The organism is Psychrobacillus sp. NPDC058041 (assembly GCF_042885655.1).
Taxonomy (GTDB): Bacteria; Bacillota; Bacilli; order Bacillales_A; family Planococcaceae; genus Psychrobacillus.
In genome coordinates this window covers 142,119-160,638 of record NZ_JBHVRO010000008.1, presented here as the reverse complement: position 1 = coordinate 160,638, position 18,520 = coordinate 142,119, and the positions used below count along the sequence as shown (strand labels likewise).

Genomic DNA, 18,520 nt, shown 5'->3' with positions numbered 1-18,520 from the left:
GAATTAAGATAGTTGCGGTTACTATTTTGAATGCTCTGCACTTCTTTAGAAATAAATATCCAGTCTATTAAGTTGAGAGCTAATCCTTACACACCTAAAGGAAGGCTATAAACCCCTAACACGTTTTCATAAGCCCATAAAGGAAGGCCATATCCCCCTATCAAATGCATCTCCCCCTGAACAGGCGCTATACACGCATAACCTGAGTACATAACCCCATAAAGCAATTTCATTTCCTCCTAAAGCGAGCGCATCAACCTATTCCATATACTTTCTGTAAAAAAAAACGAGCCATCTCCTTTGAGATGGCTCAACATTGTTTAATTACTTCCAGAAATCATCGAAAACGGTTATTGGCATATGTCGTTTGTGCATCGAACGATTATAATAACCTTCTATTTTTTCTTGGGCTTCTTTGGAGACTTCTTTGCCTTCTAAATAATCATCAATTTCCTCATACGTAACCCCTAGTGCGACTTCGTCAGGAAGTGCGGGTTTATTTTCTTCCAAATCGGCAGTCGGTACCTTCAAATATAAATGCTTTGGACATCCGAGATGCTGAAGAAGTTGCTTACCTTGTCTTTTATTCAAGCGAAAAATAGGCATTAAATCTGTGCCACCATCTCCAAACTTTGTATAAAAACCAGTTACTGCTTCTGCGGCATGATCTGTTCCTAATACGACTCCATTGTGCATTGCGGCAATAGAATATTGTGCTTTCATACGTTCTCTTGCTTTTTCATTTCCTTTGGCAAAATCAGAAAGAGTAATTCCTGCATCCAGAAGCGCTCTTGTACTCGCATCAACTGCTTCTTTAATGTTAATCGTAACTCTTTTGGATGGTTGCATAAAATCTAGTGCATCTTGACGTTCTTCCTCATCAAATTGTACTCCATATGGTAAACTCACTGCGATAAAGGCATATTTATCTGCCCCTGCTTCATTGTTTAATTCATCTACTGCAAGTTGAGCAAGCTTCCCAACCAGAGTAGAATCTTGTCCACCTGAAATACCTAATACCATGCTTTTTAGAAACGAGTTCTTTATTAGATACGCCTTCATGAAGTCAATGCTTTTACGAATTTCTTCTTCTGCATTAATGGTTGGCATTGCTTTAAGCGCCTCAATGATCTCTTGTTGCTTTGTAGTCATTGTTACTGACCTCCATTATGCGCAATAAGATTATGTTCCATTTCTTTTATTTCTTGGATATTACGCATTTTATTGTCCCAACATTTTTGACTTAAATCGACTGGATATTCCTCTGGATTAAGTGAACGTTTATATTCATCCCATAATAATTCTAAGTTCTCATGAGCATAGCTTCGCATTTCTTCTAGAGAAGGGTTTTTATAAATTAGTTGCCCATTTTCAATTACTTTTACATGCAACTCTTTCGCTTCAAAGTTCGTCACAAATTTTGATACAAATGTATGGACTGGATGAAACATTTTTAAGCGTTTTTCGTGCGTAGGATCTTCATCATACATCGTGATGTAATCTCCTTCCGCTTTACCATTTTCCTTATCGATAATTCGGAATAGTTTCTTCTGCCCCGGTGTTGTGACCTTCTCTGTAGTTGAAGAAATTTTAATCGTATCTTCCATTACACCTGCTTCATTTTCAATTGAAACAAGTTTATATACTGCCCCAAGTGCAGGTTGGTCATACGCCGTAATGAGTTTGGTACCAATACCCCAGCTATCTACTTTTGCACCTTGTGCTTTTAAGTTTAAAATCGTATATTCATCTAAATCATTAGAAACGACGATTTTAGCATCTGTAAAACCAGCTTTATCTAGCATCTTTCTTGCTTCTTTTGAAAGGAAGGAAATATCACCAGAATCTAAACGAATTCCAATAAAGTTAATTTTATCGCCAAGCTCTTGAGCCACTTTAATAGCAGTAGGGACACCAGTTTTTAACGTATTATACGTATCCACTAAAAAGACGCAATCTTTATGTCGTTTTGCATAAGAATGAAACGCTTCATACTCACTTTTATATGCTTGTACAAGTGAATGTGCATGTGTTCCTGCAACTGGAATACCAAACATTTTACCAGCTCTAACATTACTAGTCGCTTCAATACCACCAATATATGCTGCACGTGTGCCCCAAATTGCAGCATCCATTTCATGCGCTCGTCTAGAACCAAACTCCATCGCAATCTCGTCCTTCACTACTTGCTTAATACGAGAACCTTTTGTAGCAATTAGCGTTTGATAGTTTACAATATTTAACAATGCAGTTTCTACAAGTTGAGCTTCTGCCAAAGTGGATTCAATTCTCATAATAGGCTCATTTGGAAATACGAGCTCTCCTTCAACCATGGAATACACATTCCCGGAAAATCGAAGCGTACGTAAATATTCGATAAAATCTTCTTTGTAACCAAGCTCCTCCTGCAAATAAGCTAAGTCACTTTCCGAAAAATGAAAATCTCGTAAATAATCAAGACATCTTTCCAGCCCTGCAAAAATACCGTATCCATTTCCAAATGGAAGCTTACGGAAAAACAATTCAAACACCGCTTTTCTTTCATGCATATTATCTGCCCAATAAGCTTCGGTCATATTAATTTGATATAAATCGGTATGTAATGTTAAGCTGTCGTCTGGATAATCTCTCTTCATAAAAATCCCCTTCTCCATAACTATTGAAATAAGTATACACTATTTTCCCTTTTTCTTGGATATTTAATCATTCAGAAAACCAGCTATCAAAATGACAGCTGGTTTCGGTCGTTGAATATATTACTTACCTAATGGTGAAATTATAGTCAATACATAATCGGCAACTGCTTCCATCTCTTCTTCCGTCAAAGTATCTTTAAAAGATGGCATAGCAGATTTACCATTTGTTATTCGTTCAATAATAGCTTCTTTATTTTCTGCAATTTTACTATCCTGCAAGTTTGGTCCATTGTGACCATTTGCTCCTTGGTTACCATGACAAGCGAGACAGTTTGCATCATAAACTGCTATTCCTTTATCGGGATTTGCACTCACTGTAGTAACTTCGGAAGTTGCAGGATCCTTTTTAGCGGAAGCATCAATTACTTGACCTTCCGGTAAAGATCCACCTAATTTAAACGTATATACTTTATCACCATGAATAGAACCTGCAAGTGCATTACCTGCAGCATAAATAGCGATGTATTGCTCTCCATCAATTTCATAAGTTATAGATGGAGCGTTTGCACCAGCATCCATCTTATACTCCCATAATTCATCACCGTTTTTTGCATCAAATGCAATTAAGCGTCCATCATTATGTCCAACAAATAAAAGATTACCAGCAGTTGTTAGTACTCCACTATAAGCAAGTGTATCCCAATTTTTTTGCCATGCTATTTTATTGGTTTTCACATCAATTGCAGTAACTGTCCCTCTGGTTGGAGCGTTTAAAACCGGACCAAAAATACTACCCAGATAGGCGTCACCTTCAGAGTACTCACTTAAGTCATTTCTTTCAAAAGACATGTAGTGATCATTGCCTAATACATAATAATATTCGGTATCAGGATTGTATGCAGAAGGTGGCCAGTTTGCTCCTCCAAATGGACCTGGTTTAAGTGTAATTGGTACATCCCAAAATGGAGTAAATATACTACCAATTTCCCCTAAAAATTCAGGTCCTAAATCATTCTTCACATCTTCTTCCGTTATAGTTTGAGGAACAAATGAATCGCCAATCGGGAAAGGCTGAGTAGCAGCTGTTTTTTGACGTTCTTCTTGTGTTACTGGTTTCTCTTCGATTCCTACTAATGGAGTTCCATCTGTACGATCTAAGAAATAAACCCAACCAGTTTTACCCGCTTGCCCGAGACCTTTTCGCATCTCTCCATTCATTTCTATATCATATAAAATGACTGGATTGGTAGGATCCATGTCCCAAATATCATGATGCACTTCTTGGAAATGCCACACATACTTACCGTTTTCCGCATTTAAAGCAACAATTGAGTTAGCGTATAAATTATCCCCTTCACGGTTACTTCCATCTAAGTCTGGTGCTGTATTTCCAGTAGCAAAATAAATGTAACCCAGCTCTGGGTCAACTGCTGGAGTATTCCATACTGGTCCCCCACCCGTTAACCAAGCATTATTATCAGATGGCCATGTATCACCATCAGTATCAGCTGGACCTGGAATCGTATAGAAACGCCATACCTCATGACCTAAATCAGAGTCATAAGCCATCACACGCCCCCGAATTCCATATTCTCCTCCAGAAACCCCTGTGTAAACTTTACCGTTGTAATAAAGCGGAGCACTAGTTACTGTGTAGCCTTCTTCCCATTCAGCTACTTTTGTTTCCCACACTAATTCTCCCGTTTTTTGGTCTAGTGCGATTAAACGGGCATCTAACAATCCCGCATATACTTTACCGTCACCAACTGCAACACCACGTGTTGTCCAACCACAACATACTGTATCCATTTCTTGCGGAATGTCAGGTGTATAAGCCCAAATCTTTTCACCTGTCTTTGCATCTAAAGCGAAAATATCATTTGCGCCAGTAGTAATAAACATTACGCCGTCCACTACGATTGGTGTTGCTTCTCCAGAATATTTCCCCTCTGAACCTGAACCTAGACTACTAACCCAAGTTGGTTTTAAATCTCCAATATTTTGTGTAGTAATTTGATTGAGCATAGAATAACGTCTGTTATAGTAATCTCCACCATGAATGGCCCATTCATTCGAAGTATAGGCTAGCGTAGACGGATCAGGTAACACCTTTTCCTCAGCTTTAGAGTCTATCACAGGTTCTTTTACTGTTATGGTGCTGTATTCAGGCTCTTTTTCCTCATTATCATTATCCATATCCACTACTATATAAATCATCAAAATGCCCACAAGTGCAATTAAAGAAAAAATAAAGAATTTTGCCCATACTGATAACTTTTTATATCCCATCATATCCCCCCTTAAACTAATAATTAATATTTTGCTAAATTCAAAACTCCTACTAAAGTATTTTATGTTTCGAATTCAGAATAAATGTTTCCGCTCTCATCTTAATAAATAAAAAAACTGTTCAAGGATTACCCCTTGAACAGTTTTACTAACTTAAATTATTTAGTTAAATCTTTACATCCTTCTAAGATTAAATCAAACAGTTCTTCGATATCGGATTCTTCTACACACGAAAAAGCAACGCGGATATCTGTTTTATTACTTGCTATAACACCTACTCCATATTGATCCAACAAATGATTTCTTAATGTTTCTGCATCGACATTATTTAATTTTAAGCACATGAAGTAACCAGAGTTAAATGGATAGTAAGTCCAATATGGAGCAAATTTTTCATTTGCAAGCACTTGTTTTGTTTTCACTGCTCTGCCTTTCATAATTTGGAACTTCTCTTCTTTTTCTGTTTGGAATTCTGCTGCCTTTAAAGATTCCAAAATAATAGTCTGAGAAATGTGAGAACCACTAGAAACAGTACCACGAATGATTCCTTTTGTTTTTTGCTCTAATGCATCTAATACATCTGGAGTTGCAGCATAAGTGATGAAACCAACACGTAATCCCCATACATAGTTTTCCTTTGTTGCACCGTCAATTTTCACGGGTAATATATTTGGATGAACTTCAGCTAATAAACCAAATAAAGATTCCTTAATAGAATCTTCATAAAATAAGCCAAAATACGCATCATCTAATACCACAATTAGTTTTGTTCCGGATGCAGCAACATCTTTTAATACTTGAACAATTGCTTCTGCATCTTCTTTAGAAGGCGTGAATCCAGTAGGATTGTTTGGGAAGTTTAATAAAACAATCGCTTTTTCATTTTGTTTCACTAGTGATTCGCGGAATGCTTCTACATGAAAACCGCCTTTTTCATTGAATAATGGAAAAGTTTCTACACGTCCGCCTCTTCTAATTTGAAAAACGGTATTGTAGTTACCCCAATATTGCTCTGGCGTAATAACTACGTCACCTGGATTCATAAACAAATCTGCAACAATACTTAAACCATGTGTTAACGCACTAGTCACGATTGGTGTTCCAATTGATTTGTTTTGCATAGAAGGATTATCTACTAATAATTTTTCTTTCCATTTTAAACGCAGTTCTTCCTTCCCTTGAGGTGCTGCATAAGGGTATATATCTTTCGGGTTATAGTCTAGTTTATCTTGTATATGACGGAAATGCATCGGTTCTCCGTTTTCCGTAGCGATACCAATTGTGGCATTAAAGCGATGTGCTTTTTTTCCCGCTTCCGCACTCTGACTTAAAATTCCTTTTGGATAATATAAATTCTTTCCTAAATCGGATAGCATATCGTAAATTGCAGGATTTTCATTTTGCATTTTTTCATTTAATTGTAAGGCTAAAGCATTCATCTATAAGAACCTCCAAAATAGTTAATTTAAAAATATTGTACTCTAATTCATTAAAGGATTATACCTTTTCTCATAATATATTGAATATCATTGCTTCAATTCCAAAATGACAGGACAATGATCACTGCCAAGTATATGTGCATCAATGGAAGCATCCTTTAAATTAGGCGCAAGTTGTTCGGAAGCTATAAAGTAATCAATTCTCCATCCAATATTCCGCTCTCTCACTTTATTCAAGTACGACCACCATGAATAGGCGCCATCTTGCTCCGGATAAAAATAACGGAAACTATCCACGAAGCCTTCCGCAAGTAAAGCCGTCATTTTGCCACGTTCCTCTAGCGTAAAACCAGAGTTTCCTCTATTAGAATTAGCATTTTTCAAATCTATGTCCTCGTGTGCTACATTTAAATCTCCACACATAATGACAGGCTTCACTTCTTCAAGTTGTTTCAAATAAACACGCATCTCATCTTCCCACTCGAGTCTATATGAAAGTCTTGTCAAATCACGTTTTGCATTTGGTGTATACACATTAACTAAATAAAAGTCATCGAATTCGAGCGTAATGATTCTACCCTCATCTTCTGTTTCGAAATCCCCTACGCCATATTTAACCGAAATTGGTTTCACTTTTGTAAACACTGCTGTCCCAGAATAACCTTTTTTCAGAGCATAATTCCAATATTGCTCATATCCATCTAACTGCAGCTCAATTTGGCCTTCCTGCAGCTTCGTCTCTTGTAAACAAAAAATATCTGCATTCACTTCATTAAAATAATCTAAAAATCCTTTTTTCACACATGCACGCAAACCATTCACATTCCATGAAACTAGTTTCATTTTTATATTCCTCCAATTATAGAAACCCGATAAACAACCGGACAATATTCTATTAGTATAGTGCTAAAAAAGTATACATGTAAAATAACCCTTGTCATGTGATAACTTTAGGTTAAACAAGGCAATGTAGCTTCTTTTGAACTTTTGAAAGACTAAACTACTTATCTTACACGGTTAATCTTAGCAAACCATAAGAGCAAACATGACTTTTATGTCATGCTCGCTTAATTAGAAACCTCACCTATTAAACTATATTCCTTACCCGAAAGTATTGAACAAATAACTCCATCTGCTATTTCAGTATTCGTTAACCATCTGTGACTATTATTTTGTCTAATAAAACCGAGCTGTATGAAATTATATATAACATTATTAGAGGGTTGATATTGATTTCTGAAGGTTTTAGCATTTGCTTTACTGCCTAGTATTTGCCAAGCGGTACTCTTTTCCTCTAGCAACTCAAATATAACAGGAAGTGCTAGTAGTGCATCGGAATGTATCCAAATAATAGCTTCCGAAAATGTACCATATCTATTTATACTTTGCTTAAGAGACTCATTCAATTTAACGAAATCTCGATAATCGACATACACCGCTTTAATATTTTCAGGGTTGGAACAAGAGTTTTTTAATTGGTTCATTTTTTCTTCATTCCTTGCTACTACCGAAACGATGTGATTATTATCGGCATACCACTTTGTAACTTCTGCTAACATTCCCGTTCCACCAATTAAGCAAACATGTTTCATTTCAAATTCCCCTTTTAACTAAAAAACATGACTCCATTTTTAGAGTCACATTTTTTATTTCTTCGCTATCTTGAATAAAAAATATATTCCGATTGCAACAAAAGCAACAACAACCATTACGATCAAAGAGATAGCAATAAAAATAAGCATACTCATAGCTAACAACTCCTTAATATCTATCTTATAAGTTTACACTATTTCGAAAAACAATTCGCATTTAATTGATTGAAAATTATGTATACTCTATCTGAATAACGGTGATGCATTTTACATTAAATAGAACACCAGTAGTGGAAAAATTCTCAACTTCCCTGGTAATTTTTTGAGGTATGCCCGGGATTTTATGAGATTCTCCGAGATTTTCTGAGATTTTCAAAAGTAGTAAAACCTCACTTTCCAATACTTAAGAAAGTGAGGCTAAGCTATTAATATGGTTCTGCTTCATTACTCTTTTCAATTGCTTCTTTAGGTGCATCGTCGCCGTCCCGATTGCCTAGAGGCTTATTGGTCGATCCACCTTTTTTTGCACGGGCTAAACCTTCCCGTAAATGAAGACCATAATCTGTATCTGCTTCATCAGCTAGTGCAATCATTTTTTCTTGAATTCTTTTATCACAACTAGATAAGTCATTTACAAGGTTTGCAATAAGTTCGGTTTTTTCCCATTGTTCAAACTTGCGGAATGTTTCTCCAGCTTGTTTTGTATTATTTTCTCTATCGATGGATTGCCGTACTAAATTTCCTTTAATCATCGGTGTATATTCTTCACCTAGTTGATCTGCTTCTTGTAATCCATCTAATATAGAAGGTTCGTAATTGATATGTGGATTTTGGTAAGGAGCTCTGTCTAGCTTATACGCCATTTGTCCGCCACTTTGATTGGTTGCAACTCTTTTTTTCGGTGCATTAATAGGTAGCTGTAAATAATTCGCTCCTACACGGTGTCTCTGTGTATCGGAGTATGAAAATGTTCGGCCCTGTAACATTTTATCATCAGAGAAATCTAGTCCATCAACTAGTACTCCAGTTCCAAATGCAGCTTGCTCCACTTCCATAAAATAATCTTCTGGGTTTTTGTTTAACACCATTTTCCCAACAGCCATCCATGGAAATTGATCTTCTGGCCAAAGCTTCGTATCATCAAGTGGATCGAAATCAAGTTCAGGGTGGTCGTCATCGCTCATTATTTGAACAAGAAGTTCCCACTCTGGAAAATCACCTTTTTCAATAGCATCGTATAAATCCTGCGTTGCATGATTAAAGTTTTTCGATTGTATTTCTTCTGCTTCTTTTTGTGTTAAATTCCGAATACCTTGCTTTGGTTCCCAATGGTATTTTACTAGAACTGCTTTTCCATGTTTATTCACCCATTTGTAAGTATTCACTCCGGAACCTTGCATCATTCGATAGTTTGCAGGAATGCCCCATGGAGAATAAATAAACGTCACCATATGAAATGATTCTGGAGAACTTGCACAAAAGTCGAAGAAGCGCTCAGAGTCTTGAATATTTGTAATTGGATCTGGCTTAAATGCATGTATCATATCTGGAAATTTCATCGCATCTCGAATAAAGAAAATCTTTAAATTGTTGCCGACTAAATCCCAATTGCCATCCTCTGTATAAAACTTCACGGCAAATCCTCGAGGATCTCGTAATGTTTCCGGCGAATGTCCCCCATGTATTACAGAAGAAAAACGAACGAAAACAGGGGTCTGTTTCCCTTTTTCTTGAAACAGTTTTGCCCGAGTGTATTTGGAAATATCTTCATCACCAGCTGCCCCATACGCTTCGAAATAACCGTGAGCCCCTGCACCTCGAGCATGGACGACTCGTTCAGGAATTCTTTCTCTATCAAAATGGCTAATTTTTTCGATGAAATCATAATTTTCAAGTGTAGCAGGCCCTCTGTTTCCTACTGTTCTTATATTTTGATTGTTCGTAATTGGATGGCCTTGTCTATTTGTTAACGTATCCTCATTTTCCAAATTCGTCTCATAGTTGGATTGATCTTTTGACAACTTTTTTCCTCCTAAACATTATATAAATTTAAACTCTTCTACATAATGTCCAGATCGGAAAGTAAATATTCCAGCATTCGTTTAAGGTTGCATTTGAAATGCATAGTTTTCCCAAGCACTAACTTGTATTGGCTCCTCATTCCCACGTTTACTAAAAATATAGGTTTGTAGTTGCCCCTTGTATATAAGTTTTAACATCGGAAGTTGTTCAAAATGATGAGGTTGAACAAGGTGGGGAGCAACATTTAATCTAGTTGATTTGGATTCATTCATAATAGTGGCAACAAATTGCGAACAGAAAAAAGCATGCTCTCGTTCGATTTTAATATTCATTACTAAACCAAATAATCCGATTAAATTATATTTATATAGCTCTTTTTGCTGTTCCATTCGCCGGATTTTATTCCTCATTTGCTTATATTCACGTGAGCTCACTTGGCACTTATAAATTGCACAGGTAGCACGATTAAAAAGCTCACTTGTCGCATCTTCCCTAATGAATCCTCCAGTAAAGGGATTATGCTTATTTTTCCTTCCGAAACTATACATCTCATTCAGTTGCTCATCGAAAGCTATAGATGTATGATTTAAATCTTTCCTCGTATACACACCTATTGCTTTTGAAAATAATGTACCAGTATTACTTAACATAATATAAATGGTATTCTCGATTTCCTTCACCCCGTTCACAGGAAACATTTTGCCCCCTAATCTGCTATTTTAATCATCCCCTATTTGAAACTTTTTCCACACAGGCTAGAGAAGGAAAATGAATAAGACCTAAGACGTAGAGGCAGAAGAACCCTAAACGAGATACCATAACTTTTAATTATAAGAAAAACCGTGCAAAAAGATGCCCGTCCAAATACCGTTGACTTCCGGTATTGCGGACGCTTTTGCTGGAATGACTTCAAACTTCTCGTTACTGCGTTCCTGCGGGGCATTTGCGACGAGTTTGCCAAGAGCAAAATCTTTTTTCTTTAAAATAAAAATGCCAAAGGAAATTTTCCTTTGGCATTTTTCTAATTATTGATCATTGCATAATGTAGAATCGCTTCTTCTAGAATATCAATCCCTATCATTACATCATCTAACGGAGTATATTCATTTGGATGATGACTGAGACCATCAACTGATGGGATAAAGATTAATCCAACCGGGCATAACTTTGTCATGTTCATTGCATCATGCCCTGCCCCACTTTGCATTATTAGATTAGAGATGTTCTTTTCTTCACAAATACTTTTAAGAACTTCATTTATTTCTTTGGATAGAAGGACAGGCTCTTCGGAACTGATCTCTATGCTTTCAATATCCAACTGTCTACTCTTCCTTATGTTTGTAATGGTTTCATTTAAATAGTCTAGTACTCGTTGCCTTGAAGGAAGAGAGGTGGATCTTATGTCTATTTTCATTTCTACTTCTCCCGGTACTACGTTCATTGCACCATTATGGACATTTAAAACTCCAATAGTCGCAACTGTTCCAAACTCTTCTTCCCTTTTTGCTGCACGTTCAAGTTCTAACGAGATTTCAGATGCACCAAGTAGAGCGTCTTTTCTCATATTCATAGGTGTAGTTCCCGAATGAGATGCTTTCCCCATTATTTTCACATGTAATCTTACAGGAGCCGCTATCCCTGTAACAATCCCTATCTTTTTATCGTTATTGATTAAGACGGGGCCTTGCTCTATATGCAGTTCAAAAAATGCTTTGAATTGTTCATTTTCTCTACTTGCTAGTTCTACACTATTAAAATCCAAAGCGCATAAAGCAAATGCCTTTTCCATGGTGATACCGTCTTTATCTACTAAATTTCGGTATCTATTTTGATCGAATTGACCAACCATCGCTTTACTTCCTACTGTTGATACACCAAATCGGGCAGATTCTTCACAAGCAAATGAAATGATTTCAATTGGATGATCTGTTTCAATACCTTTTTCATTTAATCGTTTAATCACTTCTAAAGCTGCGGTGACACCAACTACACCATCATATTTTCCAGCTTGGTAAACAGTATCAAGATGAGAACCCATTACTACAGGGGGTAGCCCTTCTACTTTACCTTTTCTTCTTGCAATCACGTTTCCACATGGATCCATTTTTATATCTAAATGTTCTGCCATACACATTCGCATAAACGCGTGAGTGCAGGTCTGCTCTTCATTTGAGTATGCAATCCTTGTAATTCCCTTTTCACCCGAGTTGTATTGGTTAATATTATTAAACAGTAACTCATATCTTTTTTTACTATCCATATAAGTATCCCCTGCCCTAATTATTCATTATGCCTAAACCTTGCCGCGAGTGATCTACTCTATAACTAACAAATTTTGTACTTTTATATTCATTTTAAACATTCTTAGCAAGACTGTCATTGTGGAATGAAACCAAGATATATCTTCATTTATTGTGCATGGTATACAATGAAGAACCATCTCTTTAGTGATATACTGAACTTCGTTACAATTAGTGATTGGAAGTGAACAGAGTGAGACATACAGTCATTTATAAAACAAGTGAACACTTTACATTAGAAGCTGATTATTATGAAACAAGCAATCCCAATGCTCCAGTGGTCGTTTTCATTCATGGAGGCGGCTTACTTTGGGGAACAAAAGAAGAACTAAATAATGAAATGATTGAGTTGTATACAAAAAATGGATATGGAGTATTTTCTATTAATTATAGACTAGCGCCTGAAACAAAACTACCGGATATTTTAGTGGATGTTCAAGATGCTCTACATTGGATTGAATTAGAAGGTCCAAAGCAGTTTTCTATCGATCCCAAGAAGATGGCTGTTGTTGGAAGCTCCGCTGGCGGTTTTCTAGCTCTTTGTACAGGTACATTTAAAAATAAACCACGTGCAATTGTATCATTCTATGGATACGGAGATATTAGTGCGGATTGGGCTACAAGCCCAAACAATTTTTATCGTCAAAAAGATTTAGTTACAAAAGAGATGACAAAACATATTATTACCGACGATGTAAGTACAGAAGCTTCTGTTGAAGAGCGCTTTCTTCTATATTTATATGCTAGACAAACTGGTGAATGGATTCAAGAAGTAACAGGTATTAATCCTACTATTAATAAAGAGGAGCTCTTAAAGTTATCCCCTATTCACAATGTTACAAAGGATTATCCACCAACACTATTGCTACACGGAACGAATGACGTGGATGTTCCTTATTTACAATCTGTGTTTATGAGAGCTGCATTAATCAAAGAAAACGTTAAAGCTAAGTTAATTACAATTCCAAATGGAGAACATTCATTTGATAAAGATTTTCATAATCCTGTTGTGCAAAATGCACTTAGAGAGGCTTTAGATTTCCTTCATGTCCACTTAGCAGATTAATAAGAAAAGCGGCAGACGCCACCCTGCTGCGACAAGCAAATGACGAAAGTGTAGGTCTGCAAAGTCCGCCACATCCTGTGGCAAAGCAGACATGACCCGCATCGTGCGGGCCCAGGAGGCAGTTCCTCAGCCACCGCCTCGAGCACAATCTCTTATTGCGACGAGCTTGCCGCAGGAGCAGCTGGCGCATGGAGCTAGACAGTTACTATGTAAAAAAACATATACTTTCTTATTCTGCAAAAAATAACCTTTGTCCTTATACTATGTGGACAAAGGTTATTTTTAATAACTGTTATTGTTCTATTTAAATAGTAGTCTCTTTTTCTTCGTTTAATTTATGAAAGTGTTCCCATAAGTTGTCGCAATCATCACGATTGTCTACTTTAATCATGTTAACAACACTATCATCTTCACCTTTTAAATAGGTGCGAAGATGTTTATCAGAGAAGCCATGAACATGAGCATCTTCATTTGTACTGCAGTAGTAAACTGTTTTAATACCAGCCCAGATAATAGCCCCCATACACATTGGACAAGGCTCACAAGTTGCATAAATTTCGCAATCTGATAAATCAAAAGTTCCTAATTTTTTCGTAGCCTCACGAATAGCAACCATTTCTGCGTGTGCTGAAACATCAATGTCTCTCATCATTGTATTTCCAACAGCAGCAATTACTTCACCGTTACGTACGATAGTTGAACCAAATGGACCACCGTGTCCTTTATCCATTCCTTCAATAGTAGCGTCTATAGCTAATTTCATGTAATCCATTTTATAACCCTCCGAATACTCTCGAATTATTTTATTAATATATGTTGAAGTCTCTCACTTCGAGCGTGTAAGAATAGAAGATTATACACGAGCTTCCATTTTACTCTGTAACAGGACCAATATTTTCTTTCTTATTAACATATAGTTTATAAGCTAAGAGTACTGCTATTAGTAGGTATCCAATAACGAAAGGCATAGCAGTATCTTGCGCAATTCCAATAGTGTTTGTATGGATTGCACCTACAAAAGCTAAAACTGCTCCAAGTACTGCAGCTACTATAGCACCAATAGGTGTGTTACGGATAGTAAATACAGCTATAGAACCCCAAAGTACACTAGTAATAGGAGCACCATTACCTAGAGCGACCAGACCATCGTAGAAAAGTCCAGCATTGTGCAAGGCAAGTGAAGAAACTTGATCGGCACCCTCTCCTACCGACGTACCAGTAGCTGAAAGTGCATTATTAACAGCAACTAGTGCCCAGTTAGCAACCCATGGGAAGAAACTTACAAAGATTGCTGGGGCTTCAAATTTCGGACTTTCTTTAACAACTTGATGCCCTGTTACAATCGCAATAAACACGAGCATTGGAACAATCGCAGCAATTGGAACAACAGCTAGTAAAAGACCCATTAGACTGAAAATCGATAATAAGAATATGGCAACTGAGCTAGCAATGGAATAACCTAAACCTGCACCAACTTCTTTCCAACCAGCATGACCAACATATACTGTTACTGGGAATGGATTACCAAAAATGCCACCTATAAAAGTAGAAAAGCCGTTTGCAAGCATAACGTCTCTAGTGCTGTATTCATCCCCAACAACAGCAGCAGCTTCAACGTTTTCCAGATTAAAAATAAAGTTCGACAACCCTAAAGGTATAGCAGTTAATAAATATGGCAAAGCAGCTTCAATATGGCTGAAAAGTCCATTTAAATGCAACTTAGGAGGATTAAAGCCAAATGATTTTAGAGCCTCAGTAACATCTGCAGGACTTTGATATCCAGCTATCCAAGCAATTGTAGTTCCAATTACGATCAATAATAAACCCGTAGGTATTTTTTTGAATATTGGATGCTTACTTAACCAGTTCATGAAGATTACTATTAAGGCAACAAATGCCACTACAGGCATTTCAAAAGATTGTAGCATTGGGTTCATACCTAAGAATACAAATGCCAAACCTGCCAATGATGCTAACAATACAGTTCTTGGAACAAGCTTTCTAATTGTATCACCTATGAATGCACCTAAAAATAAAATCGAAGCCTCAATAAAACCCCAAAGCACAGCGACTGATGTTGTGAAAACGGCATCCTGTGTTTGATGATATAGAGGAAGCATAATTACAAATACGATAAGGAAAATACCAGGTGAACTAGAACCTGATGGTAATGCGGTAATATCTGCTCTACCTGTTTTCTTTGCTAATTTATAAGCAAAATATGCAAAAATAACACCGGATATCAATACCGCAAGTCCAAAACCAGGAACAATCCGTTTAAAAACAAACTCAGTTGGCATGCCAACTACACCAATTAATAATGAAATCATAACTAAAAAGTCTGTCAAAACGTTAACGAATAAACCGAAAGAAGCAGCTATGTCTCCTTTTTTCCAAAAAACTACTTTCCCCATGGCTAACACTCCTTGCTTTTTATTAAAAAGCTTGATTAATTTTTGCTTCCAAGCGAGGATCCATTCACTTGATAGCGTTTTCAATTTGCACTAAAATTCTGTGCGTTTGCCTAGCTGTCTAGAAAATATCCTTGAATTAATTAATTCTACATTTTTGCAAGGCTCATTTCGTTACCACAGTATGTATCAATTAGATTAGGGCATTTGCACTAAACCTTACACACTTAGTTTATACAAAATGCCCAAAGTCGTCATTGTATAATAAAACCAAAAATAGTGACATACTTTTAGTCATGTTATACAAGGTAGTATGTATAGAATAAGAAAAGGAGTAGTAAATAATCTTAAAAAAGTGTAGTTCATTAAATATTGGGAATATAATCCTCAAATTACGTGATAAACGATATGGAAATTAAGGAAAAAATATCCTTGTTGATCATTGTAAGTATAATGACCGGCCTTATGAAAGGTCGGTCATTACTATACTTCACCACTATTTAACTATATGTGTATCGGATTGTTCTGCTAATAGTCTAGTAAGCGCTCACGAAATACTATTGAATATTAATTCAATTATTGTCACTGTTTAATGAAACCCAAAAATGATGTTTCTTTTAGCCAAGTTATACAATTATTGTTGAATTATTATCGGAGTATATTAAGACTATTAGGAATCAATATTATTATTGAACTGGAACAAAAAAATCCGACACTATTATAGTGCCGGAAAATGTTATTACTTAATAATTGCGTTTAATTTATGAAAATGTTCCCATAAATTGTCGCAGTCTTCTCTATCTTCCACTTTAATCATATTTACTACACTTTCATCCGAACCATCTAAATACTCGCGAAGATGGATGTCTGAAAATCCGTGAGTAGCTGCATCATGTCTTGTGCTGCAATAATGAACTTCTTTCACGCCAGACCAAATGATTGCTCCCATACACATTGGGCATGGTTCACATGTTGCGTAAATTATGCAATCTGATAAATCCATTGTACCTAATTTTTCACAAGCTACTCGGATAGCTACCATTTCAGCATGTGCAGATGGATCCGTATCTTTCATCATTGTGTTACTTACTGCTGCGATAACTTCATCGCCGCGAACGATAGTCGCTCCAAATGGACCGCCATGACCTTTATCCATACCTTCAATTGTTGCGTCTACTGCCATTTTCATATAATCCATTATTATACCCTCCTATGAATCTCTTATAGTTGTTTACTTTGTTTTAATGTATTACTCAAAATTGTGTACAAAATAAATGAAACGATTAATCCACTAAAAAATGCAAAATCATTCATTTTAACTAAAAATGGTACGCTCTTCAGAAAAGCACCAGACATTGGCAAAATAAAACTAATCGCTAAAACAATCATTGCTACTGGATTGTATCCATTTTTATACTCACCATTACTACCTTGAGGTACATAAATATTATCAAGATTTAGAACTCTTTTTCGATGAATATAGAAGCTAGAAAGCATAATACCTGCGATTGGCCCAAAGATAGAACCGATAAAGCTATAGAAGAAAAATAGTGTATTTGTACTTTCTACAAGCTTCCATGGTAATATTAATGTCCCAACGATTGCAGTTAAAATACCTGCTGTCTTAACAGTAAATAGTTTTGGAAATAGTGCTGACATTTGTAAACCAGATGGAAGTAAATTTGCATAAACAACGAACGAAATCGCACCTACGTTAAGAGCTAAAATTAGTACTACTACTGCAAATGTGCTTTCCATTTTATCAAGTGCATGTACGATATTAAAAATTGGAGTACCAAAAGTAATTTCAGTACCTGCAATTAGTGCAACACAAGTAATAGCGAAAAGAACATAAGAAAGTATGAAACCAAGTGGTAATCCGATAATCATATCTCTTGGTGATTTTGCATGATGAGTGAAATCGGACATATTCACAACTGGACCTGCCCAGTTAGAAACTAAAGCACTTACACAAGCAATAAACACAAATATGCTTGAATTTGGGTTAGCCGGTACATATGACATAATTGGACCAAAGCCACCAGCAATATTGATCGCCCAAACAGCTGCACCAATGATAAATACATAGACTACAGGTGAAGACCAGTTACCAAACTTACCAAGGAAACTCATTCCCCCTAAGAATAAAAGTACTGTAACAGTCCAAAGAATTACATAAGAAATCATTGTTGGCAATGTTAAACCAAGAATATTAAAATCTCCGCCTAGAGTCATAAAGTTTGGAAAAAATCTTGCGAAAATAACATTCAGTGATTCTGCGCCAACAACGGTTGTTGTTCCAAAAAATACTATACCAGCAATAAGACCTCGACATAGTGCAGGTATGATTGACCCTTTAACACCAAAGGAATCCCTTAGTAACATCGCAAAAGGTAGTCCATATTTGGAAGCCGAGTAACCATTTAATACATAAAACGTTGAAACAATAATAGCGGATAACATAACAGCTAATAATACTTGTTTCGTATTTAAGCCCAAGATAAAAAAACCTGCAACTGTCATATAAGACATAATATTATGTACTGCGCCCATCCATAGCGTTACGTAGTTGGACATACCCCAATCTCTTTGGTTAGACTTTTTCGGAAGTAAATCTTCAGCATAGCCATACGACTGGTATTTGTCGTAATCATGTTCTATTTTTGCTTGTCCCATAATCTAATACTCCTTACATTTTTATTAAACAATTATTCTAGTAATTGATTTTCAGCCGATTGCATTTTCATGATAACGTTTTCATATAC

Annotated in this window: 14 protein-coding genes; 1 reads left to right on the top strand and 13 read right to left on the bottom strand. The window is 36.3% G+C overall.

Features of this window, described 5'->3' with window-relative positions; genetic code table 11:
* Positions 1-324: 324 nt before the first annotated feature.
* The 9 genes from nadE to ACFVR1_RS14040 all read right to left on the bottom strand — a co-directional run bounded on the left by nadE (position 325) and on the right by ACFVR1_RS14040 (position 12,238).
* On the bottom strand, positions 325-1,152 hold the full coding sequence (gene nadE / locus ACFVR1_RS14080; RefSeq protein ID WP_387584893.1) for an ammonia-dependent NAD(+) synthetase: 828 nt from the start codon (positions 1,150-1,152) through the stop codon (positions 325-327).
* Between the two features lie 2 nt (positions 1,153-1,154).
* A complete protein-coding gene (locus ACFVR1_RS14075) occupies positions 1,155-2,636 on the bottom strand; it encodes a nicotinate phosphoribosyltransferase (RefSeq protein ID WP_387584891.1) in 1,482 nt (493 codons plus the stop codon).
* A 120-nt stretch (positions 2,637-2,756) separates the two neighbouring features.
* A complete protein-coding gene (locus tag ACFVR1_RS14070; RefSeq protein ID WP_387584889.1) occupies positions 2,757-4,925 on the bottom strand; it encodes an outer membrane protein assembly factor BamB family protein in 2,169 nt (722 codons plus the stop codon).
* Between the two features lie 158 nt (positions 4,926-5,083).
* Positions 5,084-6,364, bottom strand: coding sequence for an aminotransferase class I/II-fold pyridoxal phosphate-dependent enzyme (locus tag ACFVR1_RS14065; protein WP_387584887.1), 1,281 nt, complete (start codon positions 6,362-6,364; stop codon positions 5,084-5,086).
* A gap of 87 nt (positions 6,365-6,451) precedes the next feature.
* Complete coding sequence (locus ACFVR1_RS14060) at positions 6,452-7,207, bottom strand: exodeoxyribonuclease III (protein ID WP_387584885.1); 756 nt, start codon at positions 7,205-7,207, stop codon at positions 6,452-6,454.
* A gap of 224 nt (positions 7,208-7,431) precedes the next feature.
* Complete coding sequence (locus tag ACFVR1_RS14055) at positions 7,432-7,956, bottom strand: Rossmann-fold NAD(P)-binding domain-containing protein (RefSeq protein WP_387584884.1); 525 nt, start codon at positions 7,954-7,956, stop codon at positions 7,432-7,434.
* Positions 7,957-8,381: 425 nt separating this feature from the next.
* Positions 8,382-9,977 (bottom strand): catalase, encoded by a 1,596-nt coding sequence (locus ACFVR1_RS14050; protein WP_387584882.1) that lies wholly within the window; start codon positions 9,975-9,977, stop codon positions 8,382-8,384.
* Positions 9,978-10,058: 81 nt separating this feature from the next.
* Positions 10,059-10,676, bottom strand: a complete 618-nt coding sequence (locus tag ACFVR1_RS14045; RefSeq protein ID WP_387584880.1) for a hypothetical protein — start codon at positions 10,674-10,676, stop codon at positions 10,059-10,061.
* A gap of 323 nt (positions 10,677-10,999) precedes the next feature.
* Positions 11,000-12,238 carry a M20 family metallo-hydrolase gene (locus ACFVR1_RS14040; protein WP_387584878.1) on the bottom strand — a complete coding sequence of 413 codons (1,239 nt, stop codon included), beginning with the start codon at positions 12,236-12,238 and terminating at the stop codon, positions 11,000-11,002.
* 233 nt (positions 12,239-12,471) lie between these two features.
* Between ACFVR1_RS14040 and ACFVR1_RS14035 the strand changes: the two genes are divergently transcribed.
* Complete coding sequence (locus ACFVR1_RS14035; RefSeq protein ID WP_387584876.1) at positions 12,472-13,344, top strand: alpha/beta hydrolase; 873 nt, start codon at positions 12,472-12,474, stop codon at positions 13,342-13,344.
* 304 nt (positions 13,345-13,648) lie between these two features.
* Here the strand turns inward: ACFVR1_RS14035 and ACFVR1_RS14030 are convergent, their stop codons facing one another.
* The 4 genes from ACFVR1_RS14030 to ACFVR1_RS14015 form a co-directional block, all read right to left on the bottom strand.
* Entirely contained in the window at positions 13,649-14,116 is a 468-nt protein-coding gene (locus ACFVR1_RS14030; RefSeq protein WP_387584874.1) for a nucleoside deaminase, read from the bottom strand.
* A 100-nt stretch (positions 14,117-14,216) separates the two neighbouring features.
* Positions 14,217-15,758, bottom strand: coding sequence for a xanthine permease (locus ACFVR1_RS14025; RefSeq protein ID WP_387584873.1), 1,542 nt, complete (start codon positions 15,756-15,758; stop codon positions 14,217-14,219).
* A 736-nt stretch (positions 15,759-16,494) separates the two neighbouring features.
* A complete protein-coding gene (locus ACFVR1_RS14020) occupies positions 16,495-16,953 on the bottom strand; it encodes a nucleoside deaminase (protein ID WP_387584872.1) in 459 nt (152 codons plus the stop codon).
* 23 nt (positions 16,954-16,976) lie between these two features.
* A complete protein-coding gene (locus ACFVR1_RS14015; protein WP_387584870.1) occupies positions 16,977-18,431 on the bottom strand; it encodes a cytosine permease in 1,455 nt (484 codons plus the stop codon).
* Between the last annotated feature and the right edge of the window lie 89 nt (positions 18,432-18,520).